The sequence below is a fragment of the Micromonospora sp. RTBAU3-60 genome, from assembly GCF_054963695.1.
In genome coordinates this window covers 1-24,757 of the sequence record NZ_JBUEGB010000085.1, presented here as the reverse complement: position 1 = coordinate 24,757, position 24,757 = coordinate 1, and the positions used below count along the sequence as shown (strand labels likewise).

The following is a 24,757-nucleotide window of genomic DNA, read 5'->3' as shown; positions in this document are numbered from 1 at the left end:
TGGCCCTCCAGGCGTTGTCGATGCCCCACGCTCGTCACGGACCACCTCTTCGCGCAGAAGCCGCAGGCCCGAACCTGGCTCAGCATAATCAGACATCCGCTCATCGGGTACTTGTTTCGGTTGACCTACGACTGTGGCCCCCAACCCAACGCACCGAGCCGTTGGGTGGTGAGGGCTCCCTTGATCGTAGCGATGGGCTCGGTCCGCTACTTGTACCGGTCAGGCCTGCTCCGCACGGCTAGCAGGAGGTGTGGAGGTCCTACTCCCCCGCTTGATCAGCATGCCGACCGCTGCAAGAAAGCACGCAGACGCGACGACTCCGAGTAGCAAGTCGTAACCCTTGTAGGCGAGGACGGTGGCGGCGACCAGCGGTGCGGTGGCCTTGGCGATCGTGACGCAGGCGGCGAGCCGTCCGGCGATGGTGGCGTACGCGGTGGTGCCGTAGCGGTCGGCGAGCAGGGCTGGGGTGGCAAGGCTGGCGATGCCGAACCCGAGTCCGAAGCCGGTGACCGTGATGATCGCGCCGATCGGTGTCCCGGCGAGCGCGGGCATGGCGAGGACCGCGAGGGCCTGCGTGAGGAAGACAGCCGCGACGATGGTGGTCACGGCCAGCCGCCGGCGGGCGGCGGTCAGCACAAGGCGTCCGGTGACGGACAGGACACCAAGCAGGCCGGCGATGGCCGCGGCGAAAGTGGCCGGGTGGCCGCGGCTCGCGAGGTAGCCGACGATGTGGACCGTCATCGTGCTGGTGGCCGCGCCGTGGGCCGTGAAGGCGCCCGCGAGGATCCAGAACCTGGCATCACGCATGGCGGCGCGAGCGACAGATGCCCGCTGCGTGTTGTCGTGCCGGTCAGGCGCCGAGGAAAGCGCGGCCGGCGGGGCCGGAGGGTTGCGGATGGTGAGGGCGTGCAGGGGCACGGTCACCACGCCGTAGATGGCGGCGAGGACGAGCAGGGTGCCGCGCCAGCCGAGGTGTGCGTCGAGGAAGCCGGTGAGCGGCATGAAGATGGTGCTGGCGAACCCGGCGACGATGGTCACGGCGAGCAGCGCGGTGGCGCGCCGCTCGGGGGTGAACCAGGTGACGATCACGGCGAAGGCTGGTTCGTAGAGGACCATCGCGCCGGTGATGCCGATGCCGATCATGACGGCGTAGAGCTGCCAGACGGTCTGGACTTGGGACCAGGCGGCCAGCAGGACAGTGGCGGCGATGGAGCCGGTGGTCATCAGGGCGCGTCCGCCGTGGTGGTCGAGCCACCGGCCGACGGGGATGGCCATGAGAGCACCGGCGAGGACCGAGGCGGTGAGTGCGCCGGTGACAGCGGTGGCGGAAACGCCGAGCGTGGCTGCGATCGGGCGGAGCAGAACGGCGTAGGCGTAGTAGAGGGTGCCGTAGCCGATGGTGGTGGTGATGGCGAGGGCGGCGACGATGCGCCGGCCGTGGGCGTGGTGCCCGCCGACCTGTTGGCCGGCGGGCACCGTGGTGGTGAGGTTGGTGGTCATCAGCTGCTGCAGCAGCCGCCAGTCTGGCCGCCGGCGGGTGCGGCGTCGAGGCTGATGAGGTTCAGCGGCGCGGACAGCAGGCCGCCGGAGATGCCGGTGGCCAGGCCCTTGCCGGCCGCCTCCGTGGCCGGGGCCGGTCCGCAGCAGCTGTCGGTGCCGGTGGAGTCGGCGGGGTTGCTGTTGCAGACGCCGGTTTCGGGCAGGTCGAGCTGGACGTCGCGGGCGGCGTCCCAGTCGCCGGCGAGGGCGGCGACGACGGAGCGGACCTGTTCGTAGCCGGTGGCCATGAGGAACGTCGGCGCGCGGCCGTAGCTCTTCATGCCGACGGCGTAGTAGCCGGCCTCGGGGTGTGCGAGTTCGTCGACGCCGTGCGGGGGGACGGTGCCGCAGGAGTGCTCGTTCGGGTCGATCAGCGGTGCGAGGGCGCGGGTGGCGCCCATGACCGGGTCGAGGTCGAGGCGCAGCTCCGCGGCGATGGAGTGGTCGGGGCGGAAGCCGGTGGCGGCGACGATCCGGTCCACGACGATCGACTCTTCACCGCCGTCGGCGTGCCGGACGACCACGGCGACGCGGCCGTCGGTCGGGGTGAGGGCGTGGACGGAGAAGCCGGTGAGCAGGCGGATCCGGCCGGTTTCCACGTGTTCGCGTAGCCGGGAGCCGAGTGCGCCGCGGGCGGGCAGGGCGTCGGCGTCGCCGCCGCCGTAGGTGCGGGCCGGGGACGCGGAGCGGATCGCCCAGGTCACCTCGGTGCCCGGCTCCGCGGCGGCCAGCTCGGCCAGGGAGAGCAGGGTGTTCGCGGCGGAGTGGCCGGCGCCGACGACGAGGGTGTGCCGGCTGGCGAAGCGGTCCCGGTCCGCGCCGAGCACGTCCGGCAGGGCGTGCTCCAGGTACGCGGCGACGTTCTTCTCGCCCCGGGCGGGCAGGCCGGAGGCGCCGAGGACGTTGGGGGTGCCCCAGGTGCCGGAGGCGTCGATGACCGCGCGGGCCAGCAGCTCGTCGCCGTCGGCGAGGCGGATCAGGAACGGGGCCTGCTCGCGGCCGGCGGTGCGCAGCCGGTCCAGGCCGAGGCGGCTGATCGCCTCCACCCGGGTCCCGTAGCGCATGTGCGGCTTGAGCTGCGGCAGCTCCGCGAGAGGCTGGAGATAGTCCGCGGCGAGGTCCGCGCCGGTGGGCAGCGCGTCCTCGGCCGGGGCGACCCAGCCGGCGTCGTCGAGCAGCCGGCGCGCGGCTGGGTCGACGTTGTACCGCCACGGGGAGAACACCCGCACGTGCCCCCACTGGCTTACCGCCGCGCCGGCGGTGTCACCGGCCTCCAGAATAAGGAAGGGCAGGCCACGCTCGTGCAGGTGGGCGGCGGCGGCCAGACCCACCGGGCCCGCGCCGATCACCACGACGGGCAGCTCGTTCAGCACACTCATCGAAGCTCCTCTGTGTTGGTAACTATCGAATCAAGAAGGTGCAGTTGTGCTCCGACGGGCGGAGCCGAAGGGCTCAGATGACGGGGCTGCGGCGCTCGAGCAGCACGACGTCGCGCCACCGCCCGTGGTGTTGGCCGACCCGCTCGCGGGTGCCGATGACCCGGAACCCGGCCCGCTGGTGCAGGGTGAGACTGGCGGTGTTCTCCGGGAAGACGCCGGACTGGATGGTCCAGATGCCGGCGACCTCGGTGGAGGCGATCAGCGCGTCCAGCAGCAGCCGGGCCACCCCTCGGCCCTGTGCGGCGGGGTCGACGTAGACCGAGTGCTCGACCACGCCGGCGTAGACCGCCCGGCTCGACGTCGGCGACACCGCCACCCACCCGACCACGATGTCGTCCGCGTCGACGGCCACGAGGCGGTGGTCAGGCAGCTTGGCCTCGTCGAATGCCGTCCAGGTCGGTGCGGTCGTCTCGAAGCTGGCGTTGCCCCCGTCGAGGCCAGCCTGGTAGATGGCGAGGACACGATCGGCGTCGTCCGAGGTCATCGGACGGACGGTGAGGTCGGCCATCAGCAGGCTCCCTTCGGGCTCGGGGCCGGCCGGCCCATGACGACGTCGGCAGCGGAGGGGAAACAGCCGACGCAGGCGTCGTTGATGCGGTAGTGACGGGCGGTGCCGACCGGCTCGACGAGCACGAAGCGCACCTCGGTCAGGATCTTCAGGTGTTGGGAGACGGTGGACTGGGCCAGGCCGACGGCGGCGACGATCTCCCCCACGCTCATCGGCCGGGCGTGCCGGGCGAGGTACTCGACGATCTGCACCCTGGTCGGGTCCGCGAGGGCCCGGAACCACGAGGCGTAGGTCTGCGCGGTCGCCCGGTCGAGCAGGTCGCCCACCACCACTCCCTCTATCGTTTATCGCCGATTGACGATGAAAGCCTAGCAGGTGTCGCCCAGGTGAGGTGGGCGGTCGCGACTACGAGGCGGGCGATCGCGGCCAGGGTGGCGGGGTCGACCTTGTCGGGGGTGTCGGCGGGGCTGTGGTAACCGCCCATCCCGGCACCGATACCTACCGCGGCGAAACCGGCACCGCCGTAGCGGCGGTTGTCCGACGCCACTGGTCCCGCCGCGAGGGGGACGCCGGTGTGCCGGCCGGCCTGGTCGAGCAAGGCCAGGAGGCGGTGGGCGGGGCCGCCGGCCTCCACCGCGGCCGCGCCGTCGAGGCGGCCGGCGCCGTCGACGTTGATGACGAGCGGCGCGGCCCCTTCGGCGCGGATCTGGGTGACGTGGTGGGCGGAGCCGAGCGCGCCCACCTCCTTCCCGTCGAGCAGGGCGACGGACAGTCCCACCCCGGCGGGCAGCGCGGCGGTGAGAATGCGGGCGGCTTCAAGGACCACAGCGACGCCGGTGGCATTGTCCGAGGCGCCGGGCAGACGGAGCCCGGGGTGATCGCCGACCCCGTCGTAGTGCGCCGTCAACAGCAGGTCGACGCCACCAGGCGCAGGCTGCCCGAGCTGGGCGTGGATGTTCGTGCCGGTGACGTCGTCACGCCGCAGCGGCGTCGCCCCGTCCAGCCAGCCGTCGCCTGCAACTGCGGCGGCGAGGACGCCGTGGTGGGTGTCCGGGTCCAGGGTCAACACCGGCAGCGGCCCGGGATCCGGGCCGGCGAGCATGGTGAACTGCCAGCCTTCGGCGTCGACCGGGCGGCGGACCAGCAGCCCGGCGGCGCCGCGGGTGTCGCGGTAGGCGTCGAACAAGCTCGTCTCGGCCGGCACGACCAGCCACCGCCCCGCCGGGTCGTCCTTGCCGGCGACGCCGAGGGTGCCGCGACGGATGTCGGACGTGTCGGCGGAGGCCGGGTGGATCGCGACCTGCCGCCCGAACACCAACTCCTCGCTGCCGCTCCGGTCGCCCCAGGTGACCGTCGGCGCCGCATACACCTGCGGCACGGCGCGGACCGGGAACTCCTCGGTGCGGACGTCGGCACCGAGGGCGGTGAGCTGGTCGACGAGCCAGGCGCGGGCCGCCGCCCCGCCAGTCGAACCGACGCGCCGCCCTCCCATGGGGGCGGAGGCGAGGGTGTCGATGGTGGCGGTCATCCGGTCGGCGCTGACCTCGTTGAGCAGGTCAGCGAGGTCGGTGGGTGCGGTCATGAGCAGCAGCCCTGCCCGGTGGCGATGGCGTCGGCCTTGGCCTCGGTGCCGCAGCACGAGTCAGCCGCCTGGGCGGCCTGCCGCGTGCCGCAGCACGTGTCTGCGCCGGAGCTGGCGCTCTCGCCAGCGGGCGGGAGGATCCCGCCGACAGCTTGGGCGGGGCTGCCGCAGCAGGCGCCGGAGCCGATGACCTGCAGCGCAGCGACGGGGTCGCCGGAGAAGCCGCCGGCGGCGGTGTTCTGGCTCATCTTGGATCCTCTCCTCAGCGGGGGCTGGTCAGCGTGTAGACGGTGGTGCGGGCACGGTCGAGGCGGCGCTCGGCACGCTGGGCGGCGGTGGACACCTGGGCGCAGGAGTCGCAGAACCGGACACCCGGCAGCGGTGTGCGAGGGCGGCGGGTGAAACCGAACATCGTGAGACCTCTTTCCTCCGGACGCCTGTCTTGACGCCCGTCGAATCAGAGAGTTGCACGTTGATTAGAGAGATGTCAACCTAGAGGCATGTCAAAGCAAGAGGCACCCGTCGCCGTCATCGATCTCAACGCCGATGCGCCGTGCTGCCCCCCGCTGGCGCAGCGTCGGGTCCCGGCCGAGACGGCTGCCGTGCTCGCTCCCGCGTTCAAGGCCCTCGGCGATCCGGTGCGGCTGCAGTTGATGTCGATGATCGCCTCCGCCGAGGGCGGGGAGGCGTGCGTGTGCGACCTGACGCCGGCGTTCGACCTGACCGGGCCGACGATCTCGCACCATCTCAAGACGCTGCGCGAAGCCGGCCTGGTGGATGCCGAACGGCGGGGCACGTGGGTCTACTACCGGGCCCGCCCGGGGATCCTGCGCCAGCTCGCCGCCCTGCTGTCGGTCGAGCCGACCCCCTCGTCGCAGGCGTAAGCCGCCGGGCCGCCCCGGACTTCCCAGCGCCCATCGCAGATCGCAGATCGCGATCAGCGCTGAGCGCCGGATCCCGTGCGCGAGGCGGGGTCCGCTCTCCGCTGGCGGCCTTGGTGAGGCCGTCCGGACACGTGAGCAGCGAGGGCGGTCATGACGTGCGCGGCGTCGCGGCCGACTCCGCGCAGGGTGTTCGAGGCGAAGGATCGCTGGAACTCCAACCCGAGATAGACCAGCCCCGGATGGGTGGTGGAGATCCCGCCCACCTGCCGGGGCGCGCCATGGTCGAGGGCGCCCAGGGGCTTGAGGTAGGCGAGGTCCGGTCGGTAGCCGGTGGCGAAGATGACCGCGTCGACCGGCTCGGGCGTGCCGTCAGCCCAGATGACGCCCTCAGGGGTGAAGGCGGTGAACATGTCCCGCCGGGAGAGCAGCCCGGAGGCGAGGGCGTCGCGGTAGAGGCCGGTGTCGAGCACGGTGGCGTGTCGGACAAGTCGGGTGAGGACGCGGCGTGGCAGGCGGTCCGCGCCGGTGACCCGCAGCCAGTGGTGGAGGTCCCGCCCGCCGAGGCGTTGGGGCAGGAAGCGCACGGGTTCCCGGGTGGCGAGCGTGACCCGGGCGTGGGCCGCGATCTCGTAGGCGACCTGGACGGCGGAGTTGCCGGCACCCACGACGATGACCCGCTTGCCTGCATACACCTCCGGCCGGCGGTAGTGGGCGACGTGCCGGAGGTCGCCGGCGTAGTCGTCCTGGCCGGGCAGCGTCGGCAGGTACGGGTTGCCGAAGGATCCGCTGGCGGCGGCGACGCCCACCGCAGCCAACTCGTCCCCGGTGTCGGTGCGGGCGAGGTATCCCCCGCCGGGGCGTGCGTCGACGGCGACGACCCGAGTACCGGTGCGAATCTCGACGTCCACGGTCTGCGCGTACCGGCGCAGGTACGCCGGGACCTCGTCGCGGCGGGGGTAGCGGTCCGGGTCGCCGTCGAAGGGCATGCCGGGCAGTGCGCTGTAGCGGGCGGGCGAGAAGAGGGTGAGGCTGTCGTAGTAGTCGGGCCAGGAGCCAACGGGCTCGCTGCCCGCCTGCAGGACGACGGGCCGCAGGCCCGCGGTCAGGGCGGCGCGGGCGGCGGCCAGGCCTGACTGGCCGCCGCCGATGATGATCACTGGCTCGGATGTCATGGCTCGATCATATCGTCGTTTTGTTGAATGACAATATGATGATGGTGGGGGAAGGTAGGGCCATGAGCGACGCCACAGCCGGACAGCCCACAGGGGCAGCCTCGCCCCCGCGCGCCGCCGGAGTCCCCGAGGGCCTGGCGCCGCAGACGCAGGAGTTCCTGAAGGCCCTGGGCAGCCCCACCAGGCAGCGGATCATGATGCTGTTCGCACAGGGCGCCGAGCTGTCCGTCGGGGAGGTGGCCGAGCGGACGGGCATCAGCCAGGCCACGGCGTCGCAGCAGTTGACCCTCCTGCGACGCGGACGGGTGGTCACCTCCCGCCGTGACGGGAAGACCGTGTACTACCGCGCGGATCGCGACGGCGCGCTCGCCGCCCTCGCCGAACTGCAGTCCTACCTGGCAACCTGCTGCTGAGCAGGTCGCCAACCGGCTCCCGCGCGGCCTCGCGGCCTGCGGCCCGGAAGCTGCGCGATTTCCCCAGCCACGTATCGCAGGTGCAGGCACGACAGGCTAGGCATGAACAGTGATGGTGCCCGCGGTTCCGTCGACGGTGATGAGCTGGCCGGGGCGCAGTCGTTGGGTGGCGTCGCCGGTGCCAACAACGGCGGGGATGCCGTACTCGCGGGCCACCAGGGAGGCGTGTGCGGCTAGGGTGCCGCCGTCGGTGACCACTGCGGCGGCCCGCGAGAACAACGGTGTCCACGCCGGAGCCGTGGCCTTCGCAACGAGCACCTGGCCTTCGGCGAAGCCGTCGAAGTCCTCGGGTCCGTGCACGATGGCGACTTTGCCGGTGGCCCGGCCGGCCGAGGCGGGATGCCCGACGATGGCGCCCTCGGCGATCTCCGTGGTGCCGCGGGCCTGTTGCACCGCGCGTTCGATGACGTCGCCGATCAGTCGCGCGGGACGGCCGAGGGTCAACGGCGCGGTCAGGCGGCGTTGGCGCTGCCAGAGGGCGCGCCGCTCGGCAACCCTGGCGCTCAGCTGTCCGGGGTCGCCTTCGATCCCGCTGTTCACTTCATGCCAGGTGCAGAAGTAGATGTCGTCGGGCTGCTCGATCGCCCCCAGATCGGCCAGGTGCCGCCCGAGGCGGGTGGTGCAGGCTCGCAGGACCGGCCAAGCGAGGGTGAACTCGCGCGCCTGCTCCTCGCGGATAACGGCGTAGCGCTGGTTGACCTGCAGCAGCCCGTCGAAGTCAGCCAGCAGCCGCGGGCGGTCGGCCAGCGCCGCCCGGCAGCGTTGTTCGGCAACCATCCGCTGTTCGGCGAGCGAGCGGTAGCGGTCCCCGGCTCGGGATGGTTGGCCGGTGGCGAGTTCTCCGGCCACCGGGTGATACCAGTCGACGCTCTGTACGGCGTGCGCGCCGGGCACCGGCTGGGCGCCCGGGAGCGCGCGCAGCAGCACCTGCGCCCCGCCCTCGTCGTCGGGTAGCACGTCGATGAGATGCCGGCGGACGAAGCGAGTCAGGCAGGCTTCCATCTTCCACGCCGACCCACCGACAATCGCCAGATACCAGAGGTAGATCCCGGCTTCTCGCCCGAGCGCGTCGACGAGCTCGGCCAGTCGCTGAGGCGATGCCCTGTCGACCTCCGCCTCTGCGGCGGCCACGAGGCGTCGATAGCCGGGCAGTTGTTGTTCACGCCAGGTCCGCCCCAGTTCGGACAGGACGGCGCGGTCGGCGGCATCCGGGTCTTGGCTGACCCGGATCAGTGCGTTGAACAGGATCTTCACCGCCCGCGTGCGGCCCTGCCACAGCACACCAGCGAGGAGTTTCGGGGATGGGATCGGTGTGGCGTTGTAGTACCAGCCGTTGACCAGCGCGTACCGGAACGGCACCCGCACTCCGACGCTGCCGTACATCCCATCGAGATACCCGTCCTCGAGCACCGGCAGCAGCCAGCTGGCGAACAGCGGAGTGACCGCCTCCGGAAGCCATTCCCCAAGCCGGAAGTTGCGCATCCACAACCCCGGCCCCGGCGCCGTCCACGACACCGGCTCCGGCACGGCTGTCATCGGCCGGGCCTGCAGCAGCCACAGCCGGCCCGCCCGGTCGATGGCCCACTCCACGTCCTGCGGGCGGCCGTCGTACCGGTCGGCGATCCGACGCGACAGCTCCGCGACCGCGTCGGCCTGGACGTCGGCGAGGACCCGTCCACCGCCGGCGCCGGACCGGGTCATCACGGTGCGGCTCGCGGTGACCGTCCACTCTTCGCCGGTCGTCTCACCCGACACCAACGGCTCACCCAACCCCGCAACGGCGGCCACCACCGTCTGATCGCGGTCGCCGGTCACCGGATGCGCGGTGAACGCCACCCCGGCCGCCACCGGGTCCACCATCACCTGCACCAGCACCGCCATCGCCGCCGACGCGCCGCCGTGGCGCTGGTGGTAGGCGGTGACCCGCTCGCTGGCCGCCGCGGCGAAGCATCGCCGCACCGCCTCACCCAACCCATCGGCCGACACGTTCAGGTACGTCTCGTACAGGCCCGCGTACGAGGCATCCGGCAGATCCTCGGCCGCACCCGACGAACGCACCGCGAACCGGTCCCCGCCCAAGCCCTCGGCGACAACCGCGAGTCGTTCGTCCAGCTGCGGGTCGTCGAGTGCTGCGGCGGTGACCACGATCCCGGGCGGCACCGGGAACCCGGCCTTCGACAGGTCCGCCAGCACCGCCGCCTTCCCACCGACCACCGCCCGGTCGACCGCGCTCGCCTCCGCCAGGTCTAGGACCGTCAGGTTGGAGTCCATCCCCCACCGCCATATGTAGCGTCGCAAAGTATTGTGACGCTACAGTAGAACCGCTGGGCCGCCACCAGCAAGAACGAGGAGCCGCAGGTGTTGCCAATGCGACCGGAACTGCTCAAAGGCCATCTCGACGCGCTACTGCTCGCGGTCCTGGAACCCGGACCACAGCACGGCTACGCCGTCATCGAAGCCCTGCGAACCAGCAGCGGCGGGGCACTGGACCTGCCGACCGGCACCGTCTACCCGGCGCTGCACCGCCTCGAACGCGCAGGCCTGATCGCCAGCGACTGGCATACCGTCGGCGGCCGCCGCCGCCGCGCCTACCACCTCACACAGGCCGGGCATGCTGCGCTCGGTGAGCAGCGGGCAGTCTGGGACAAGTTCTCCACCGCCGTCACCGCAGTTCTGGGCAGGCGGGCATGGCCAACGACCGCCTGACCACCCGAGCCGGCGACGCTCGTCTCGACGCCTACCTGGGCGACCTCGCCACACGACTGCGCGGACCACGCCGGCGCCGGGAACAGATCCTCGCCGAACTGGGCGACGGACTCCACCACGCCATCACCGACCGCACCGCCGCCGGCCTACCCCACGGTGAGGCGGTCGCCGCCGCGATCGCCCAGTTCGGCACCCCACAAGCGGTCGCACAGGCCTTCGCCGGTGAACTCGCCACCGCCTACGCCCGGCGCACCATCGCCTGGTACATCGCCACCGGACCTCTCGTGGGCATCTGGTGGCTGCTGCTCCTGCAGCCCCACCCCTGGCGAACCGGCCTCATCGCCCTGCTGGCCGCGATCCCCGTCATCCCCCTGATCATCATCGCGATCGCCACCGCAGCCGGAGCCTTCGCCACCACCGGTCGCCTCATGCGGTGGCTACCCGAAGCAAGCCCCCAACACGCGCTCGCCGCGACCATCACCATCGCCGCCCTTACGCTCGCCGGGGATCTCGCGGTGATCGCGATCTACGTTCGGTCCGAGATTCCGGCGCAGCCCGTCGCCCTCTTCGCTCTCGCCGCCAGCCTCACTCGGATCGCCTTCAGCCTGGTCACAATTCGCCACGCCGCCGCAATGCCCACCTCTGCGCGCTCCTGACCGTCGAACCCACCCGCCGGCTGAGCCCCGCCACACATCAACAGGCCGTCGCCGGCCCTCCCATTTGACGAACGGCGAATCACTCAGCGATAGTTGACTCAATGAGCACTGAGCTTGCCTCCCTGACGCGGCGTGCACGGATCCACGCCGCTCTCGGCGACCCCGCACGCCTGGCGATCGTGGACGCGCTCACCCTCGGCGACGCCTCCCCCGGGGAGATCGCCCACGCCCTCAACATGCCGACGAACCTGGTCGCCCACCACGTCAAGGTCCTCACCGACGCCGGTCTCGTCACGAAGGGCCGCTCCGAGGGTGACCGCCGCCGCACCTACCTCCGGCTGCTCCCGGAAGCCCTCGCCGCTCTCGCCACCCCTCGACTGGCCGGGATCGGCCGGGTCGTCTTCGTCTGCACCCACAACTCGGCCCGCTCGCAGCTGGCCGCCGCGCTGTGGAAGCGCCGCACCAACGGCGCCGCCGCCTCGGCCGGCACGAAGCCGGCGGCCCGGGTCCATCCCCGCGCGATCGCGGTGGCCCACCGCCACCGTCTGGATCTCGACCCGACCGGCACGGCCCACGTCACCGACGTTGTCCGCGGTGACGACCTGGTCATCGCCGTGTGCGACAACGCCCACGAGGAACTGACCGGGCCTGCGCGTCCACGCCTGCACTGGTCCATCCCCGACCCGGTCCGGGTGGATACCGACGAGGCCTTCGAGGCCGCCTACGTCGACCTCGCCGACCGGGTCGACCGGCTCGCCCCCGCCGTCGTCCCCACCACTCGATAACCGTCATGCCTCGACGAGGGGCAGCCAGTTCATGGGAGAGAACAGACTGATGACCATCGCACTCCGGCGGCGCCTACTGGCCGAGTTCACCGGCACGGCCCTGCTGGTCACCGCCGTGGTCGGCTCCGGGATCATGGCCACCACCCTCTCCCCCGGCGCTGTCGGACTCCAGCTGCTGGAGAACTCGATCGCCACCGCGCTCGCGCTCGGCGCGCTGATCCTGATCTTCGGCCCGGTCTCCGGCGCCCACTTCAACCCCGTTGTCTCGGCCGCCGACTGGTTCCTCGGCCGCCGCGCCGGCACCGGTCTCACCGCCAGGGAGCTCGGCGGCTACGTCGCCGCCCAGATCGCCGGCGCAATCGGTGGATCGATCCTGGCGAACCTGATGTTCGATCTGCCCGCCGTGGCCTGGTCGAGCAAGGACCGAGCCGCCGGGCATCTCTGGCTCGGTGAGGTCGTCGCCACCACTGGCCTGATCCTGCTGATCTTCGCCCTCGCCCGCTCCGGCCGCGCCCCGGTCGCCCCCGCCGCAGTCGGCGCCTACATCGGCGCGGCCTACTGGTTCACCTCGTCGACCTCGTTCGCCAACCCCGCCGTGACGATCGGCCGGGCTTTCACCGACACCTTCGCCGGCATCGCACCCACCTCCGTGCCCGGCTTCGTCGTCGCCCAGGTGGTCGGACTAGCCATCGGCGTCGGCCTGCTCGCCGCGCTCTACCCCGACGCCGGGCAAGCCGCCGACCAGGTCGTCGTCCCCGCCGACGAGCGTGACCCGGCATTGGACCGCCGCCGATGACGGTCCCCGGCCCTGAACACTGTGAAGCGGACAAGGGTTACCGCAAACTGCTCAACCCGCCGCGTCCCGCCGGCCGCTATCGGCTGCTCGACCGCAACAGCGACCCCGACCGGTCCCTGCCTGCACCCCACCCCGAGGCGCCAGTGAACCGGCCCTACGACCTGTCCTCCACGGAAGGCATCTGATGTCCAAGCCCAGCGTCCTGTTCGTCTGCGTGCACAACGCCGGCCGGTCCCAAATGGCCGCCGGCTGGCTGCGCCACCTCGCCGGCAACGCCGTCGAGGTCCGCTCCGCCGGCTCTGAACCCGCCGACCAGATCAACCCAGTGGCGGTGGAGGCCATGCGCGAGGTCGGCATCGACATCACCGCCAACAAGCCGAAGATCCTCGACTACGCCACCGCCGAAGCCTCCGACGTCATCATCACAATGGGCTGCGGCGACGTCTGCCCGGCCTTCCCCGGCAAGCGGTACGAGGACTGGAAGCTCGACGACCCCGCCGGCCAGGACCTCGCCATGGTCCGTCGCATCCGCGACGAGATCCGCACCCGGGTGGAGGACCTCCTCGCCGACCTCACCCCCACCGCCTGACGTACAGCGGCGAAGGAACAACGCGAACTGGCAGCGGCTGGCCTCCTGTAGGAGGATCGGTCCGGCAGCGAGCGGCGAGCCAACCCCACTGGCGCCAGGCCCGTTCGGTGCCGAGTGCCTCGGCGGGCAGTCGGTCGAGCAGGTCGGCAAGCGCGCCGTCCGGAGCGCAGCCGACGAGCGTGAACCGCTCCCGCGGCCGGGGCGGCAGGTCGACGAACAGTCCTTCGATCTCCGCACACAGTGCCAGCGGTATGCCGTCCTCGTAGGAGTCCTCAAAACCGACGTCGCCGAGAAGCAGCCAACGCGGGCCGACCGGAAGCTCCCATGTCCACCGCCGCTGCTCTGGCAGAGGGCCAGCCCCGGAACCGGCGCTCGTCGTCACGCAACGACCCTACCGGCTCGAGACGCTCCGTCGGGGCGCGGTCGTGGACGGCGGAGCATCAACACCAGCACTCAACGTGTCCGCTCATCGGCCCATGACCGGGGAAGGAAGACGGGGTTTTCGGCACCCGCGGGGCCGGTACAGCCGGACCTTGTTGATCCTCTTGATGCGCGGCAGCAGATCGATGTTCAGCAGCCGGGTGATGCCGAATCCGATCTCGAACTGCCGTGGGAGTCGACGTAGTTGCCCTCCACGGTCATCGTGGTGCCGTGCCGGATGGCGCCCTCGACCATCGCGGCGACCTCCGAGGGCCGAGGCCCGTAGCGTCTGGGAGTCCTCCGACCAGGTGGATGAGCTTTTCGGCAAGGGCAGGCTCGGTCGGCATGTGGCGTCTGCAAGTGCAGTGCTCGATGCGGTCGTCGTCGATTGTAGTGGCAGACGTACTGATCGAGGGCGCGACGGAGATGTTGCTCGCCGACGATGAGCATGCGTCGGCCGGGCACGAAACGCCGGGGAAACAGGCGACCGGGTTGTATCTCCCTCGACCGACCGGAGCCATTAGGGCACCACCCAGCGCCAACGTAAGGAGTATTGACATGGTGAACGGGAGTAATCCCGGAAACGTCGGCCGGCGCGCGTTTCTGCGTCGGGCGGGCCTGACCGCCGGCGCCGTCGCGGTTCTTCCCATGCTGGGCGGCTGGGACGGCGCCTCCGCCGCGCCGGTTTCGACCCCGCCGTCGTCGGGTGCCGACCCCGACGAACTCTTCAGGGCGGGCCTGTTCGACGAGGCGGATCGGGGCTACGCGCGACTGCTGCGGAAGGATCCGGGAAATGCGCATGCGCTGGCGCAGCGCGGGTACATCGCACTCCTGTCCAACCGGTTCGCCGATGCCGAGACGTACCTGTCCCAGGCTGTCAGCTCGGCTCCCGACGATATTGCCGCACGGCAGCGGCTCGCGGAGTGTTTCGTCCGCCAGGATCAGCATGCCCGCGCCATCCCGCTGTTGCGGAGCACGGGCCGGCCACGTGACGAGGCGTTTGCCGAGTTGTACGCCCATCTGCCCGACGCGCCGTGGCAGGTGCGCGGCGCACAGCGCACCCGCGTTCCGTTCCTGGGTGTCGACCCCCTGCCGCACGTCCAAGCTTCCGTCAACGGCGGAAGTCCCAAGCGGTTCTATCTTGACACCTATGCGACGCTCGACCTGTCCCAGGAGGTGGCGGAGGAGGCGGGACTTCGGGCGGTGGCCACCACCTCTGGGGTGGCCAGCAACGGACCGGTCACCATCTACCTGGGCGTGATGGACTCGTTCCGGCTCGGGGATATCGAGTTCCGCAACATCCCGGTGCAGTGGATCGACGCCCAGCGGCCGCCCCTTCCCGACGGCTCGCAAGCGGCGGGCGTTATCGGCACCACGTTGCTCTACCATGCGCTTTCCACGATGGACTACGCCAATCGCGCGTTGGTGCTGTGGCGCAAGACCGCAACCCAGCTGCGCGATCTCCGGGCGCAGGTTGGGCACCCGGGGCTTGACAGGTTGCCGCTGTGGTTGGCGGGTGATCACTACCCATGCACGCTGGGCAGCCTAGGTGACTACGGGCCGCGGATCGTCACCCTGGACACGGGCGGCACGCTCTCTGGCGTCGACACGACCGTGGAGATAGCCGAGCGGGCGGGTATCGAGGTGGACTACGCCCATCCGCAGGAGTTCAACGGAAGCACCATCTATCCCATCACCCCGGACCGGATCAGCCTCGGGAAAGCGGTCGGACATGAGGTAAGCGGAATGGCGGTGACAACCACCTGGCCGGGCTTCCCGGGCCCCGGCCAGTCCGCCCTGTTCGGGTTCGACATCATCGCGAACTTCACTCACAAGTTCTTCAAGCCGTTCGCCATTACCTTCGACTACACCGACATGCACTTCTACATCACCCGGCGGTGACAGACACCGCCGGTGGTGATCGGCCCCCGCCTGGAGCCGTGCGGCTGCGGCAGGCGGTGCACGTACTCATCGGCGAAGGCCGTCGTCATCCGGCCCCGCCGGGAGCGTGACCGTGACGACGAGGCCGCCGTCTTCCCGGGCGGTCGCGGTGGCCCACCCACCGTGGGTGGCCGCCACCGACCGGACGATGGACAGGCCGAGCCCGGCCCCCTTGGCCGTGATCTGGCGGTGATCCCCTAGGCGGCGGAACGGTTCGAACAGCGCTGGCACCTCGTACGGTGGCACGACGGGTCCGGTGTTGCTCACCTCCACCTCGACGTGACCGTCGTCGCGGGTGCGGGTGACGACCCGGACCCAGCCATCGGGCTGGGTGTTGTACCGGATGCCGTTCTCGACGAGGTTGTTCACGATCCGCTCGAGCAGCAGCGCGTCGCCCGTGGTAGATGCCTCGTCGAGCTTCTCGTGCAGAGTGATGCCCGCCCGGCTCGCCAGCGAACCGGCCTGGGCCACCACGTACGCGGCGACGTCCGCCAGGTCCACCGGGCGGCGTTCGGTGAGTTCCTTATCCGAGGTGGCCAGCAGGAGCAGGCCGGTGATGAGCTGTTCGTGGCGGGCGTTGATCTGCAACAGGCTCTCCCCCAACTGCCTGGTGTCCTCCGAAACGGTCCGGCGGTTCATGGCGAGCTCGACGAGGGCGCGACCAACCGTCAGCGGCGTGCGCAGCTCGTGCGAGGCGTTGGCGACGAACCGTCGCTGCCCATCGAAGGAGCGGTCGAGCCGCTCCAGCATCGTGTTGAAGCTGCCGGCGAGCTCCTTCACCTCATCGTCCGGGCCGCGCAGCGCGATGCGCTCGTGCAGCCCACCGCCGGCGGCCGGGGCGGCCGCTATCCGCCGCGCGGTCTCGGTGACCTGATGGAGCGGGGCAAGCACCCGGCCAGCGACCAGCCAGCCGAACGCCGCCGCCGCGGCCCCGACCAGACCGAGCGCGATGCTGCCCTGGGTAAGCAGCGACGTGGCGGCCGCTTCGCGCAGTTGCCGCTGCTGGTCTTGCATCCATCGCATGGCATCGGTCTCGGGCAGCGGGGCAACGACATCGGGGGCCGGTGAGGCGGCCGGGCTCGGCGTGGCCTTGACGGTCATCAGTTGCAGATTGGGTCTACCCAGCTGCTGGTTGAAGAGCGCGTACGTGGTGCCGAGGAGCACGACACCGGCGACGAGGAACAGGCCGCCGTAGATGAGGGTGAGCCGGGCCCGCAGGGTGATCCGGGACGGCAGAAGCTTCCGGGCGGTCATGAGATCCGGTACCCCACCGAGGTGACGGTCTCGATGACCGGCGGGTCGCCCAGCTTGCGTCGCAGCTTGAGGATGGTGAGCCGGACAGCCGGGCTGAACGGGTCGGCATGCTCGTCCCAGACCTTCTCGAGCAGGAACTCGGCCGAGAGCGGGGCGCCGTCGGCGCGCAGCAGTTCGGCCAGGACCCCGAACTCCTTCTTCGACAGCGGGATGTATGCGCCGTCGCGGAACACCTTGTGCAATGCCGGGTCGAGGGTAATCCCAGCACGGCGCAGCACCGGCGGCGCGGCCGGCCGGCTGCGCCGCCCCAGCGACCGCACGCGGGCGGCGAGCTCGGGAAACGCGAAGGGCTTGACGAGATAGTCATCCGCGCCGAGGGACAGCCCGGCGACACGATCGGTGACCTCGGCAGCTGCGGTCAGCATCAGCACCCGCGTGAGTGACCCGGACCCGACGATTTCCCGGCACACGTCGTCACCATGCACGACCGGCAGGTCGCGGTCGAGCACGACCACGTCGTAGTCATTGACGAACAACCGTTCCAGGGCGGCGTCCCCGTTGTATGTGACGTCCACCGCGTGCGCGTCCCCGCGCAGCCACTCGGCGATCGCGTCGGCGAGCATCGGCTCGTCCTCCACCACCAGCACGCGCATGTTCTCTGGTTCCTTCCCTGTCCCGGTGCACCACGGTGCATGGTCCCCCATCTGGTGTTTCCTCGGCGTTGCCGACCGGGCGCTCAAGCAGCAAACGGCAGGGAAACGGGCCGTCGCGTTGGATTTCTCTCGACCGGGCCGGCGCTGGTGCTGGCCTCGATCCAAGGAGACGAACGTGAAGGTGAACCTGACCGGTGGCGCGCTTGCGGTACTGCCGCTGGTGCTGGCCGTGGCCCTGGCCGGATGCGGTGCGGAGGACGGCGGCGGCACGGTGGCCTCGGCTGGGGACGGCACGAAGGCCCAACCCAGCGCCGCGGCGAGTCTGAGCCGGGAAGAGATGGGTGTGAAGTTCGCGCAGTGCATGCGCGAGAACGGCATCGACATGGCCGATCCCGAGCCGGGCAAGGGCCCGCAGGTCCGAATCGGCGGTGGCACGAGCGAGGAGACCGTCAACAAGGCGATGGAGGCGTGCCGGCAGTACAACCCGATGGCGGACGCGTCCGGTGGCAACGCGCAGATGGACGAGAACAATCGCAAGTTCGCCACGTGCATGCGCGACAACGGCGTGGAGCAGTTCCCCGATCCCGAGCCCGGACAGATGGGTGTCCGGATCGACGGGAAGATCGCCGAGGATCCGGACTTCGCCAAGGCCCAGCAGCAGTGCCAGAGCATCCTCGCGGGAAGCCGGTGATGGCCGCTACCGCGGTCGAGGCACCGGCGGTGGAGCGCCTGCCTCGACGCCGGGGCCGGCGGGGAGCTGCCGTCGCCGCCGTGGCCGCGCTCGTGGCCGGCGCGGCGGTGGTCACCTGGCTCGGCATCGCTGGCGGCCGATCATCGGGCGACGCGGCGGCTAACACGCTGCCGCCCGACACCACCCAGGTGACCCGGCGAACGCTGAAGGATGCGCACACAGCCGACGGCGAGCTCGGCTACGGCACCACGAGCACCGCCACCAGCCGGCTGCCCGGCACCCTCACATACCTGCCCGACACCAGCGCGCGGATCACCCGCAACCAGCCCTTGTACAAGCTCAACAACAAGCCGGTGACCCTGATGTACGGGCACACGCCCGCGTACCGGAACCTCGCGGCCGGCGTCGAGGGCCCAGACGTCAAGCAGCTCGAGCAGAACCTGCGTGCGCTGGGCTACTCCGGATTCACCGTTGACGAGGAGTTCACCGAGTCGACGGCGACGGCGGTCAAACGGTGGCAGGAGGACCAGGGCCTGGACGAGACCGGTGTGGTCGAACTCGGCCGCGTGGTGTTCGCGCCCGCCGCGATCCGCATAGCCGGCCGCCAGGCCGCGCAGGGCGACCCCGTGGCACCCGGTCAGCGGATCCTCACCTACACCGAAACGGCGAAGGCCGTCACGGTCCAGCTCGACACCGCCGACCAGCGGATGGCGAAGAAAGGTGCGGCGGTGACGGTCACGCTGCCGGACAACAGCTCGGTCGGTGGGCACATCTCTGAGGTGACCACGGTGATCCAGCCCGGCGAGGGACAGGGCGACGACCCGAAGACCAAGGTCGAGGTGGTCGTCACGCTCGACAACCAGAAGGCCGCCGACGCCTACATGCTGGCCTCGGTCGACGTGACGTTCACCGCGGCCGAGCGGAAAAACGTGCTCACCGTGCCGGTCGCCGCCCTGCTCGCCCTACGTGAGGGCGGCTTCGGCGTGGAGGTTGTCCAAAAAGACACCTCCCGCTACGTCCCGGTCCGCACCGGCCTGTTCTCCGACGGCTCAGTGGAGATCTCCGGTGACGGCATCGCCGAGGGCACCACGGTGGGGACGCCGAAATGATCTCTTTGACAATGGCGAGCAAGGTGTACGCCGGCGGGGTGGCCGCGCTCACCGATGTCTCCCTGCACATCGGCGCCGGCGAACTCGTCGGCATCGTCGGTCCGTCCGGCTCCGGCAAGTCCACCATGCTCAACCTGCTCGGCACCCTCGACCGGCCCACCACCGGGCAGGTGCGCATCGACAATTACGACGTCGCCCGGCTGCGCGACGCCGAGCTGTCCGCGCTGCGCGCGAGCCGGATCGGCTTCGTCTTCCAACAGTTCCACCTCGCCGCCGGTGTCCCCGCGCTGGACAACGTCGCCGACGGGCTGCTCTACTGCGGGCTGCGTGCCAGGGAACGGCGGCGCCGGGCCGCCGCCGCCCTGGCTCGGGTCGGTCTCGCCCACCGGGCAGATCACCGGCCGCACGAGCTGTCCGGCGGTGAGCGCCAGCGGGTGGCCATCGCGCGGGCGGTGGCCGGCGACCCGCCGCTGCTGCTGGCCGACGAGCCCACGGGCGCCCTGGACTCGGCTTCCGGTGCCGGGGTGATGCAGCTGCTGCGCGAGCTGCACGCTGCGGGTACCACCGTCGTGATCATCACCCACGACCGGGAAATCGCCGATGGTCTGCCCCGTCAGGTACGCATGCGCGACGGCAGGATCATCGCCGACTCGGGTCCGGCGGTACGGTGATGGCACATCCGCTGCGTCCGGCTCGGCTGTGGCCCGGCGACCTGGTCAAGGTCGGCCTCGTCGGACTGCGTACCAGACCGCTACGGGCGTTCCTGTCCGCGCTCGGTATCGCCATCGGTATCGCGTCGATGGTCGCCGTGGTCGGCATCTCGTCGTCGTCGCGCGCGGAACTCGACCGTACCCTCGACGCGCTGGGCACCAATCTGCTGGCCGTGTCTCGCGGGAGGACGCTGGTAGGTGAGCAGGCGACCCTGCCCGAGACGGCTGAGGCAATGGTCGGCCGGATCGACCCGGTGCGGCAACTGTCCGCCGTGGGGCGCCTCGACGACGTTAAGGTGTACCGGACCGACAAGATTCCCGAGGCGCAGACCAACGGCATCGCCGGGTACGCCGCCCGCCTCAACCTGCTCGACACCGTCGGAGCACGGATCCGCAACGGGACCTGGCTCAACACGGCGACAAGCACCTACCCGGCGACCGTGCTCGGCGCAGCGACCGCTGAACGGCTCGGTATCGGCCACGCCGGACCCGACACCCAGGTCCTCATCGGCGACGAGTGGTTCACCGTCGTCGGCATCCTCGAGCCGGCACCGCTCGCCCCCGACCTGGACACCGCGGCGCTCGTCGGCTGGCCCGTCGCCGAAGCCAAGTTGCGCTTCAACGGGCACCCGACCACCATCTACACCCGCTCCGAGGAACGCCAGGTCGGTGCGGTCCGCGACGTGCTCGGCCCGACCGCCAACCCTGAGGCACCCAACGAGGTCGAGGTGTCACGTCCCTCCGACGCGCTGGCCGCCAAGCAGGCCGCGGGCGAGGCGTTCACCCGGCTGCTGCTCGGTCTCGGCGCGGTAGCGCTGCTCGTCGGCGGCGTCGGGGTGGCCAACACCATGGTGATCTCGGTGCTCGAACGGAGGGCCGAGATCGGGCTGCGCCGCTCGCTCGGCGCGACCCGAGGACAGATCCGCACCCAGTTCCTCGCCGAGTCCCTGCTACTGTCCGCCCTCGGCGGGGCGGGCGGCGCGCTTCTGGGCGCTGCCGGCACCGCCAGCTACGCCCTCTACCAGCAGTGGGCGACGGTCCTACCCTCCTGGGCGATACTGGGCGGGGTCGGCGCCACCCTGGCCATCGGCGGCCTGGCCGGCCTGTACCCGGCCATCCGCGCGTCGCGGCTGTCACCGACCGAGGCGCTGGCCACACCCTGACCGCCGGACTCCGGTGGCTGCCGGACTCGTGCCACAGCCACCGGAACGGCGCAGGCGGCGCTGATGCCCCTATGTTCTGTCAAGCGGTTCGTGGGGTCGGAGCTGGCGGAGCAGGTGGTAGATCTCACGGTCGACCTCCCCGCGGGCGGCACGGCCACTGCGTGATCGTCTGTAGGCCGTCCAGCGGGCCTGTGCGTAGTTGCTCCAGGTGGCGCGGTTGCGTTGGGGTTTTCTCGAAGCGGCGGTGCGTAGGGTGCAGATCCGCTGGGATGGGCGGGTGATGGCCGATCGGCGATGGGGACGTGGACACGCGGTAGGGCTGCTGCGCGGCAAGGAGAGCGTGCAGCAGGCGACCTACGTGGAGTTGTTCGTCGACCTGGTGATGGTGTTCGCGCTCAATCGGTTGGTGGCGTTCGCGGCGCCATCGGTGGGCGGCGGCAACCTGGCGGCGCAGTGGACGGCGATTGGACGCATCTTGTTGCTGTTCGTGCCGCTGATGTGGTTGTGGATGATCACGGCGTATATCACCGCCCGGTTCGACCCGCGGACCGCCCACACTCAGTGGATGATCGTGGTGACGGCGTTCGCGCTGCTGGTCATGGGAGCGACGGTGCCCCACGCGTTCGCTGGCGCGGGAATGACCTTCGCGGTGGCGTACGTCCTCGCCCAGGTCAGTCGCGCGATGATCTTCGGTTACGCGCTGGGCCGGCACGCGCTAGCCCGACTTTACATTCGGGCCTTGATCTGGTTCCTGGTTGCCGGGATCCTCTGGATCGGCGGGGCGTTGACCTCGGGTGGGGCGCAGGCCGCCTGGTGGCTCGCGGCGGTCGTAATTGAACTCGGCTCCGCGCGGCTTGGATGGCCGGTACCAGGCCTAGGTAGGGGGCGAGCGACGGCATGGGCCATCGCGCCGCACAATCTGGCGGAACGGTACCAGCAACTGCTGCTGATCGCCCTGGGCGAAACGATCCTCGCTGTCGGCGTCACCTACGCCAGCGGGCTCGGCCGTGTCGGCGGCTACCAAAGCATCGGCCTGCTGGTGGCGTTCCTCACGACCGTCCTGCTATGGCGCATCTACTTCCACAAGGCCGGCCAACTTCTCGGCGACGCCGTCGCCTCCGCGAAAGACCCGGCCGGACTGGGTCGCTTCGCCGCGTCCGCCCACGTCGTGATGATCCTCGGCATCGTGGCAACCGCCATCGGCCACGAAATCGTCCAGACCCACCCCGTCGACCACAGCTACCCGACGTGGCTGATCATGATCCTTGCTGGGCCGGCCTGCTACCTCACCGGCCGGGGGGCTCTGGAATGGGCCGTCTTCTCCCGAGTGTCCCCACACCGCTGGGTAGGGGCCTTGACCCTCCTACTGGCAGCCATACCACTGACCGCCGCGCCGCCACTAACAGCCGCGATCACCGCCACCGTGGTCCTGGCCGGCATCGCAGCCATCGACACCCGCCGCTCGGCCCACCGCCCACCGGAACAACCCCGACCCGGCGACCGTACAACTGGGTGTCTGCCACCACGCCCCTAATACGACGGGCTGCCGTTCATGATCAGCGCTGAAGTTCGGGTCGGAGACCTGGTCGATGGGAATCAGCGTGCCGTCGAGGATGGCATACGCCAGCGGTGCGGCCTGGCGCATCGCGGCAGCGAGATCGTCGGCGCAGGGCGCGAGCAGGTCGACGGCCTCGCGCAGGTAGCGGCACACGGTGGCCACCGACACCTCGAAGCCGGCCGCGAGGTGGGCGGGGTGTCGCCGTTATGCAGGTGGGCCAAGGCCATCAGCGCCTGCTGCTGCGCGGGCAGCCGACGCCAACGACCGCCAAGCGCGAGGCGGCGATCATGGATCAGCTCGGTCAGGCGGGTCAGGCTGCGCGTGGACAGCTGGATGCTCGCAGGATAGGTCAGCAACGAAGCTCCTCGTGCTTGGCGATCGTTCTTGGCCGACTGCTGTCCTACAGGAGGCTTCCTCCTATCTTGAGCGGCGACACGCCACCGCCGCCTGCCTGCTCTGTCGCCCTTGGCTGATCATCGCCGCGCACACCCAACTCCGCCTGGCCCGCCCCCTGGCCGCTGATCTCCGCCGCCCCTGGAAGAAACCCGCACCACCCGGACGGCTCACCCCCACCCGCGTCCGCCGCGGGTTCCGGAACATCCGCCCCACCGGCGCCCTGCCCGCCAGCGCACCGAAACCCGCAACACCCGGCCCCGGACGGCCACCCGGCTCCCCGCAACCGTCAGCCCGCACCCCACCACGACGTCGGCAAAACCATCAAACGTGACCTGACCATCGCAGCACGCAACCAACGCGAGGGTTAAGATCGAGCTTAGACGAGCACCGAGTAGTTGGCGCGGAACACGTTGTGCGGGTCGCGGGCCCGCTTGATCTCCCGCAGCCGCGCGAGCGCGCTGCCGGAGAAGGACTTCTCCGCCGTCTCACCAGGAGACAGCAGGGTGTACGGCTTGCGGCCGCTGATGTAGGGCTCTAGATCGGCCACGACCTCGGCCTGCTTGGCGCGCGTCGCATCGGCCACGTGCGGCAGGCCGAGACCCAGCAGGCCCAGCAGGTACGGCTCAGCTACCGCGCCGCTCGCACCGGTCCCGCCGCCCGGCTCGGAGAGCGCTCCGCCCAGGTGTCTGATCTGGATGCTGATGAGTGGTTCGACCGGCTTGGCCAGCAGGAGCTCCACCGCGTCCGCGTCCAGGCCGGTGAGCAGCTCGGCACGAGTGATGGTGGGGGCCGGGTCGGTGGGCTCGGCGGTGATGCCACCCAGGTCGGCAACCGGGACGACGCCGCGGCTGTCGGAGATCGGGCCCTCGATCTTGTCGAGGCGAGCCAGCAGGTCCTCCCCCTGAGCCGCCTCACCCAGGTAGGCCAGATCCAGCGTGACCATCGGTGATGCGCCGGGTGGCTGGAGCCGGTTGATCCAGACACTGAGTTCACGCGGCGCCTCGGCGGTGATCTCCAGGAACGCGTCGTATACCTCTCTGCTCCGGTGGTCCGGCCAGATGACGCGCCCGCCGTACATGGTGGGAACGGGGAACAGTTCGAGTTCGAGGGCGGTCACCACCGCGAAGTCCCCGCCACCGCCGCGCAGCGCCCAGAAAAGCTCGGGATCGGACTCAGCGGTCACCCGGCCGGGCTCGCCATCGGCGTCCACGATGTCGATGGCCCGCACGCTGTCGGAGGCGAAGCCGTACTTGCGGCTGAACCAGCGAACCCCACCGCCCAGGGTGTAGCCGGTCACGCTGACCCCCGGCGCGCTGCCGGACAGGCCGGTCAGACCCAGCGGACCGGCCGCCGCCAGTACCTGCCCCCACTTCACGCCCGCGCCCACCCGCGCCACGCGCTCCTCCGCGCGTACCTCCACTTCGTTCAGCAGGCCGGTAAGCAGCAGGATCAGGCCTTCCACATCATCGGAGGCGCCATGCCCGCTCGGCTGCGCGGTCACAGTCATCGGATTTTGCGGCGTGGAAACCCGGCCGTTCGGGGCCGGGAGGAAACGCCGCCCCCTTCCCTTGGGATGAGTGTCGTACATGGACGGTAAATTGTGAGGCGTGGGTGAGGTGGTGAAGCGGGCTTACAAGTACCGCTTCTACCCGTCTCCTGAGCAGGCCGCACAGTTGAACCGGACGTTCGGGTGTGTGCGTCTGGTGTACAACCGGGCGTTGGAGGCGCGGACT

At 70.6% G+C, this 24,757-nt stretch carries 28 protein-coding genes and 2 pseudogenes; 16 read left to right on the top strand and 14 right to left on the bottom strand.

The window, feature by feature from the left end; genetic code table 11:
• Positions 1-219 precede the first annotated feature (219 nt).
• The 7 genes from ACY34I_RS36330 to ACY34I_RS36300 form a co-directional block, all read right to left on the bottom strand.
• Entirely contained in the window at positions 220-1,500 is a 1,281-nt protein-coding gene (locus tag ACY34I_RS36330) for an MFS transporter (protein ID WP_462759680.1), read from the bottom strand.
• A complete protein-coding gene (locus ACY34I_RS36325) occupies positions 1,500-2,918 on the bottom strand; it encodes an FAD-dependent oxidoreductase (protein ID WP_462759679.1) in 1,419 nt (472 codons plus the stop codon). Before ACY34I_RS36325 ends, ACY34I_RS36330 begins: the two co-directional genes overlap by 1 nt.
• A 73-nt stretch (positions 2,919-2,991) precedes the next feature.
• Complete coding sequence (locus tag ACY34I_RS36320) at positions 2,992-3,486, bottom strand: N-acetyltransferase family protein (protein ID WP_462759678.1); 495 nt, start codon at positions 3,484-3,486, stop codon at positions 2,992-2,994.
• Positions 3,486-3,812 (bottom strand): ArsR/SmtB family transcription factor, encoded by a 327-nt coding sequence (locus ACY34I_RS36315; RefSeq protein WP_462759677.1) that lies wholly within the window; start codon positions 3,810-3,812, stop codon positions 3,486-3,488. Before ACY34I_RS36315 ends, ACY34I_RS36320 begins: the two co-directional genes overlap by 1 nt.
• Positions 3,813-3,823: 11 nt before the next feature.
• Positions 3,824-5,068: a M28 family metallopeptidase gene (locus ACY34I_RS36310; RefSeq protein ID WP_462759676.1), complete on the bottom strand. Its 1,245-nt coding sequence runs from the start codon at positions 5,066-5,068 to the stop codon at positions 3,824-3,826.
• Positions 5,065-5,316: a hypothetical protein gene (locus ACY34I_RS36305; RefSeq protein ID WP_462759675.1), complete on the bottom strand. Its 252-nt coding sequence runs from the start codon at positions 5,314-5,316 to the stop codon at positions 5,065-5,067. The genes ACY34I_RS36310 and ACY34I_RS36305 overlap by 4 nt, the downstream gene beginning before the upstream one ends.
• A gap of 14 nt (positions 5,317-5,330) precedes the next feature.
• Positions 5,331-5,480: a hypothetical protein gene (locus ACY34I_RS36300; protein ID WP_423481735.1), complete on the bottom strand. Its 150-nt coding sequence runs from the start codon at positions 5,478-5,480 to the stop codon at positions 5,331-5,333.
• 88 nt (positions 5,481-5,568) lie between these two features.
• Between ACY34I_RS36300 and ACY34I_RS36295 the strand changes: the two genes are divergently transcribed.
• Complete coding sequence (locus ACY34I_RS36295) at positions 5,569-5,952, top strand: ArsR/SmtB family transcription factor (protein WP_462759674.1); 384 nt, start codon at positions 5,569-5,571, stop codon at positions 5,950-5,952.
• A 53-nt stretch (positions 5,953-6,005) separates the two neighbouring features.
• On the opposite strand, the gene ACY34I_RS36290 is transcribed toward ACY34I_RS36295, so the two are convergent.
• Positions 6,006-7,124, bottom strand: a complete 1,119-nt coding sequence (locus ACY34I_RS36290; protein ID WP_462759673.1) for a flavin-containing monooxygenase — start codon at positions 7,122-7,124, stop codon at positions 6,006-6,008.
• 62 nt (positions 7,125-7,186) lie between these two features.
• Between ACY34I_RS36290 and ACY34I_RS36285 the strand changes: the two genes are divergently transcribed.
• On the top strand, positions 7,187-7,537 hold the full coding sequence (locus ACY34I_RS36285; protein WP_462759672.1) for an ArsR/SmtB family transcription factor: 351 nt from the start codon (positions 7,187-7,189) through the stop codon (positions 7,535-7,537).
• A gap of 96 nt (positions 7,538-7,633) precedes the next feature.
• On the opposite strand, the gene ACY34I_RS36280 is transcribed toward ACY34I_RS36285, so the two are convergent.
• Positions 7,634-9,868: a PEP/pyruvate-binding domain-containing protein gene (locus tag ACY34I_RS36280; protein WP_462759671.1), complete on the bottom strand. Its 2,235-nt coding sequence runs from the start codon at positions 9,866-9,868 to the stop codon at positions 7,634-7,636.
• A gap of 96 nt (positions 9,869-9,964) precedes the next feature.
• Here ACY34I_RS36280 and ACY34I_RS36275 point away from each other — a divergent pair, with 96 nt between their 5' ends.
• From ACY34I_RS36275 to ACY34I_RS36250, 6 genes are all read left to right on the top strand, one after another.
• Positions 9,965-10,303, top strand: coding sequence for a PadR family transcriptional regulator (locus ACY34I_RS36275; protein ID WP_462759670.1), 339 nt, complete (start codon positions 9,965-9,967; stop codon positions 10,301-10,303).
• A complete protein-coding gene (locus ACY34I_RS36270) occupies positions 10,285-10,959 on the top strand; it encodes a permease prefix domain 1-containing protein (protein ID WP_462759669.1) in 675 nt (224 codons plus the stop codon). The genes ACY34I_RS36275 and ACY34I_RS36270 overlap by 19 nt, the downstream gene beginning before the upstream one ends.
• Before the next feature lie 101 nt (positions 10,960-11,060).
• Positions 11,061-11,744 (top strand): arsenate reductase/protein-tyrosine-phosphatase family protein, encoded by a 684-nt coding sequence (locus ACY34I_RS36265; protein WP_462759668.1) that lies wholly within the window; start codon positions 11,061-11,063, stop codon positions 11,742-11,744.
• A gap of 49 nt (positions 11,745-11,793) precedes the next feature.
• On the top strand, positions 11,794-12,540 hold the full coding sequence (locus ACY34I_RS36260; protein WP_462759667.1) for an aquaporin: 747 nt from the start codon (positions 11,794-11,796) through the stop codon (positions 12,538-12,540).
• The gene (locus ACY34I_RS36255) at positions 12,537-12,725 is read left to right on the top strand and encodes a hypothetical protein (RefSeq protein WP_462759666.1); all 189 of its coding nucleotides are present in this window, start codon (positions 12,537-12,539) and stop codon (positions 12,723-12,725) included. Before ACY34I_RS36260 ends, ACY34I_RS36255 begins: the two co-directional genes overlap by 4 nt.
• Positions 12,722-13,129, top strand: a complete 408-nt coding sequence (locus ACY34I_RS36250; RefSeq protein ID WP_462759683.1) for an arsenate reductase ArsC — start codon at positions 12,722-12,724, stop codon at positions 13,127-13,129. The genes ACY34I_RS36255 and ACY34I_RS36250 overlap by 4 nt, the downstream gene beginning before the upstream one ends.
• Here the strand turns inward: ACY34I_RS36250 and ACY34I_RS36245 are convergent.
• On the bottom strand, positions 13,113-13,511 hold the full coding sequence (locus ACY34I_RS36245) for a hypothetical protein (protein WP_462759665.1): 399 nt from the start codon (positions 13,509-13,511) through the stop codon (positions 13,113-13,115). The two genes, ACY34I_RS36250 and ACY34I_RS36245, sit on opposite strands and share 17 nt — an antisense overlap.
• 383 nt (positions 13,512-13,894) lie before the next feature.
• Here ACY34I_RS36245 and ACY34I_RS36240 point away from each other — a divergent pair, with 383 nt between their 5' ends.
• Positions 13,895-15,451, top strand: a complete 1,557-nt coding sequence (locus ACY34I_RS36240) for an aspartyl protease family protein (RefSeq protein ID WP_462759664.1) — start codon at positions 13,895-13,897, stop codon at positions 15,449-15,451.
• A gap of 66 nt (positions 15,452-15,517) precedes the next feature.
• On the opposite strand, the gene ACY34I_RS36235 is transcribed toward ACY34I_RS36240, so the two are convergent.
• The gene (locus ACY34I_RS36235) at positions 15,518-16,744 is read right to left on the bottom strand and encodes a sensor histidine kinase (protein WP_462759663.1); all 1,227 of its coding nucleotides are present in this window, start codon (positions 16,742-16,744) and stop codon (positions 15,518-15,520) included.
• Positions 16,741-17,397 (bottom strand): response regulator transcription factor, encoded by a 657-nt coding sequence (locus tag ACY34I_RS36230; RefSeq protein WP_462759662.1) that lies wholly within the window; start codon positions 17,395-17,397, stop codon positions 16,741-16,743. Before ACY34I_RS36230 ends, ACY34I_RS36235 begins: the two co-directional genes overlap by 4 nt.
• Positions 17,398-17,572: 175 nt before the next feature.
• Here ACY34I_RS36230 and ACY34I_RS36225 point away from each other — a divergent pair, with 175 nt between their 5' ends.
• The 5 genes from ACY34I_RS36225 to ACY34I_RS36205 all read left to right on the top strand — a co-directional run bounded on the left by ACY34I_RS36225 (position 17,573) and on the right by ACY34I_RS36205 (position 22,604).
• Complete coding sequence (locus ACY34I_RS36225) at positions 17,573-18,088, top strand: hypothetical protein (protein WP_462759661.1); 516 nt, start codon at positions 17,573-17,575, stop codon at positions 18,086-18,088.
• Entirely contained in the window at positions 18,088-19,197 is a 1,110-nt protein-coding gene (locus ACY34I_RS36220; protein ID WP_462759660.1) for a peptidoglycan-binding protein, read from the top strand. Before ACY34I_RS36225 ends, ACY34I_RS36220 begins: the two co-directional genes overlap by 1 nt.
• Positions 19,194-19,868 (top strand): ABC transporter ATP-binding protein, encoded by a 675-nt coding sequence (locus ACY34I_RS36215; RefSeq protein ID WP_462759659.1) that lies wholly within the window; start codon positions 19,194-19,196, stop codon positions 19,866-19,868. Before ACY34I_RS36220 ends, ACY34I_RS36215 begins: the two co-directional genes overlap by 4 nt.
• The gene (locus tag ACY34I_RS36210; protein ID WP_462759658.1) at positions 19,865-21,070 is read left to right on the top strand and encodes an ABC transporter permease; all 1,206 of its coding nucleotides are present in this window, start codon (positions 19,865-19,867) and stop codon (positions 21,068-21,070) included. Before ACY34I_RS36215 ends, ACY34I_RS36210 begins: the two co-directional genes overlap by 4 nt.
• Positions 21,071-21,410: 340 nt before the next feature.
• Positions 21,411-22,604, top strand: coding sequence for a low temperature requirement protein A (locus tag ACY34I_RS36205; RefSeq protein WP_462759682.1), 1,194 nt, complete (start codon positions 21,411-21,413; stop codon positions 22,602-22,604).
• A gap of 12 nt (positions 22,605-22,616) precedes the next feature.
• On the opposite strand, the pseudogene ACY34I_RS36200 reads toward ACY34I_RS36205, so the two are convergent.
• Positions 22,617-22,984, bottom strand: a pseudogene (locus ACY34I_RS36200) (helix-turn-helix domain-containing protein); the annotation flags it as partial.
• Positions 22,985-23,094: 110 nt separating this feature from the next.
• On the opposite strand from ACY34I_RS36200, the pseudogene ACY34I_RS36195 reads away from it, so the two are divergent.
• Positions 23,095-23,392, top strand: a pseudogene (locus ACY34I_RS36195) (NF041680 family putative transposase); the annotation flags it as partial.
• Between the two features lie 8 nt (positions 23,393-23,400).
• Here ACY34I_RS36195 and ACY34I_RS36190 read toward each other — a convergent pair.
• Positions 23,401-24,531 (bottom strand): FAD-binding oxidoreductase, encoded by a 1,131-nt coding sequence (locus ACY34I_RS36190; RefSeq protein WP_462759657.1) that lies wholly within the window; start codon positions 24,529-24,531, stop codon positions 23,401-23,403.
• Between the two features lie 100 nt (positions 24,532-24,631).
• Between ACY34I_RS36190 and ACY34I_RS36185 the strand changes: the two genes are divergently transcribed.
• On the top strand, positions 24,632-24,757 hold a 126-nt coding region (locus ACY34I_RS36185; protein WP_462759681.1), incomplete at its 3' end, for a helix-turn-helix domain-containing protein.

Coding starts and splice junctions, on each gene's coding strand:
- ACY34I_RS36330 (WP_462759680.1), bottom strand. CDS start 1,500: ATGACCACCAACCTCACCACCACGGTGCCCGCCGGCCAACAGGTCGGC.
- ACY34I_RS36325 (WP_462759679.1), bottom strand. CDS start 2,918: ATGAGTGTGCTGAACGAGCTGCCCGTCGTGGTGATCGGCGCGGGCCCG.
- ACY34I_RS36320 (WP_462759678.1), bottom strand. CDS start 3,486: ATGGCCGACCTCACCGTCCGTCCGATGACCTCGGACGACGCCGATCGT.
- ACY34I_RS36310 (WP_462759676.1), bottom strand. CDS start 5,068: ATGACCGCACCCACCGACCTCGCTGACCTGCTCAACGAGGTCAGCGCC.
- ACY34I_RS36305 (WP_462759675.1), bottom strand. CDS start 5,316: ATGAGCCAGAACACCGCCGCCGGCGGCTTCTCCGGCGACCCCGTCGCT.
- ACY34I_RS36300 (WP_423481735.1), bottom strand. CDS start 5,480: ATGTTCGGTTTCACCCGCCGCCCTCGCACACCGCTGCCGGGTGTCCGG.
- ACY34I_RS36295 (WP_462759674.1), top strand. CDS start 5,569: ATGTCAAAGCAAGAGGCACCCGTCGCCGTCATCGATCTCAACGCCGAT.
- ACY34I_RS36290 (WP_462759673.1), bottom strand. CDS start 7,124: ATGACATCCGAGCCAGTGATCATCATCGGCGGCGGCCAGTCAGGCCTG.
- ACY34I_RS36285 (WP_462759672.1), top strand. CDS start 7,187: ATGAGCGACGCCACAGCCGGACAGCCCACAGGGGCAGCCTCGCCCCCG.
- ACY34I_RS36280 (WP_462759671.1), bottom strand. CDS start 9,868: ATGGACTCCAACCTGACGGTCCTAGACCTGGCGGAGGCGAGCGCGGTC.
- ACY34I_RS36275 (WP_462759670.1), top strand. CDS start 9,965: ATGCGACCGGAACTGCTCAAAGGCCATCTCGACGCGCTACTGCTCGCG.
- ACY34I_RS36270 (WP_462759669.1), top strand. CDS start 10,285: ATGGCCAACGACCGCCTGACCACCCGAGCCGGCGACGCTCGTCTCGAC.
- ACY34I_RS36265 (WP_462759668.1), top strand. CDS start 11,061: ATGAGCACTGAGCTTGCCTCCCTGACGCGGCGTGCACGGATCCACGCC.
- ACY34I_RS36260 (WP_462759667.1), top strand. CDS start 11,794: ATGACCATCGCACTCCGGCGGCGCCTACTGGCCGAGTTCACCGGCACG.
- ACY34I_RS36255 (WP_462759666.1), top strand. CDS start 12,537: ATGACGGTCCCCGGCCCTGAACACTGTGAAGCGGACAAGGGTTACCGC.
- ACY34I_RS36240 (WP_462759664.1), top strand. CDS start 13,895: ATGTGGCGTCTGCAAGTGCAGTGCTCGATGCGGTCGTCGTCGATTGTA.
- ACY34I_RS36235 (WP_462759663.1), bottom strand. CDS start 16,744: ATGACCGCCCGGAAGCTTCTGCCGTCCCGGATCACCCTGCGGGCCCGG.
- ACY34I_RS36230 (WP_462759662.1), bottom strand. CDS start 17,397: ATGCGCGTGCTGGTGGTGGAGGACGAGCCGATGCTCGCCGACGCGATC.
- ACY34I_RS36220 (WP_462759660.1), top strand. CDS start 18,088: ATGGCCGCTACCGCGGTCGAGGCACCGGCGGTGGAGCGCCTGCCTCGA.
- ACY34I_RS36215 (WP_462759659.1), top strand. CDS start 19,194: ATGATCTCTTTGACAATGGCGAGCAAGGTGTACGCCGGCGGGGTGGCC.
- ACY34I_RS36190 (WP_462759657.1), bottom strand. CDS start 24,531: ATGACTGTGACCGCGCAGCCGAGCGGGCATGGCGCCTCCGATGATGTG.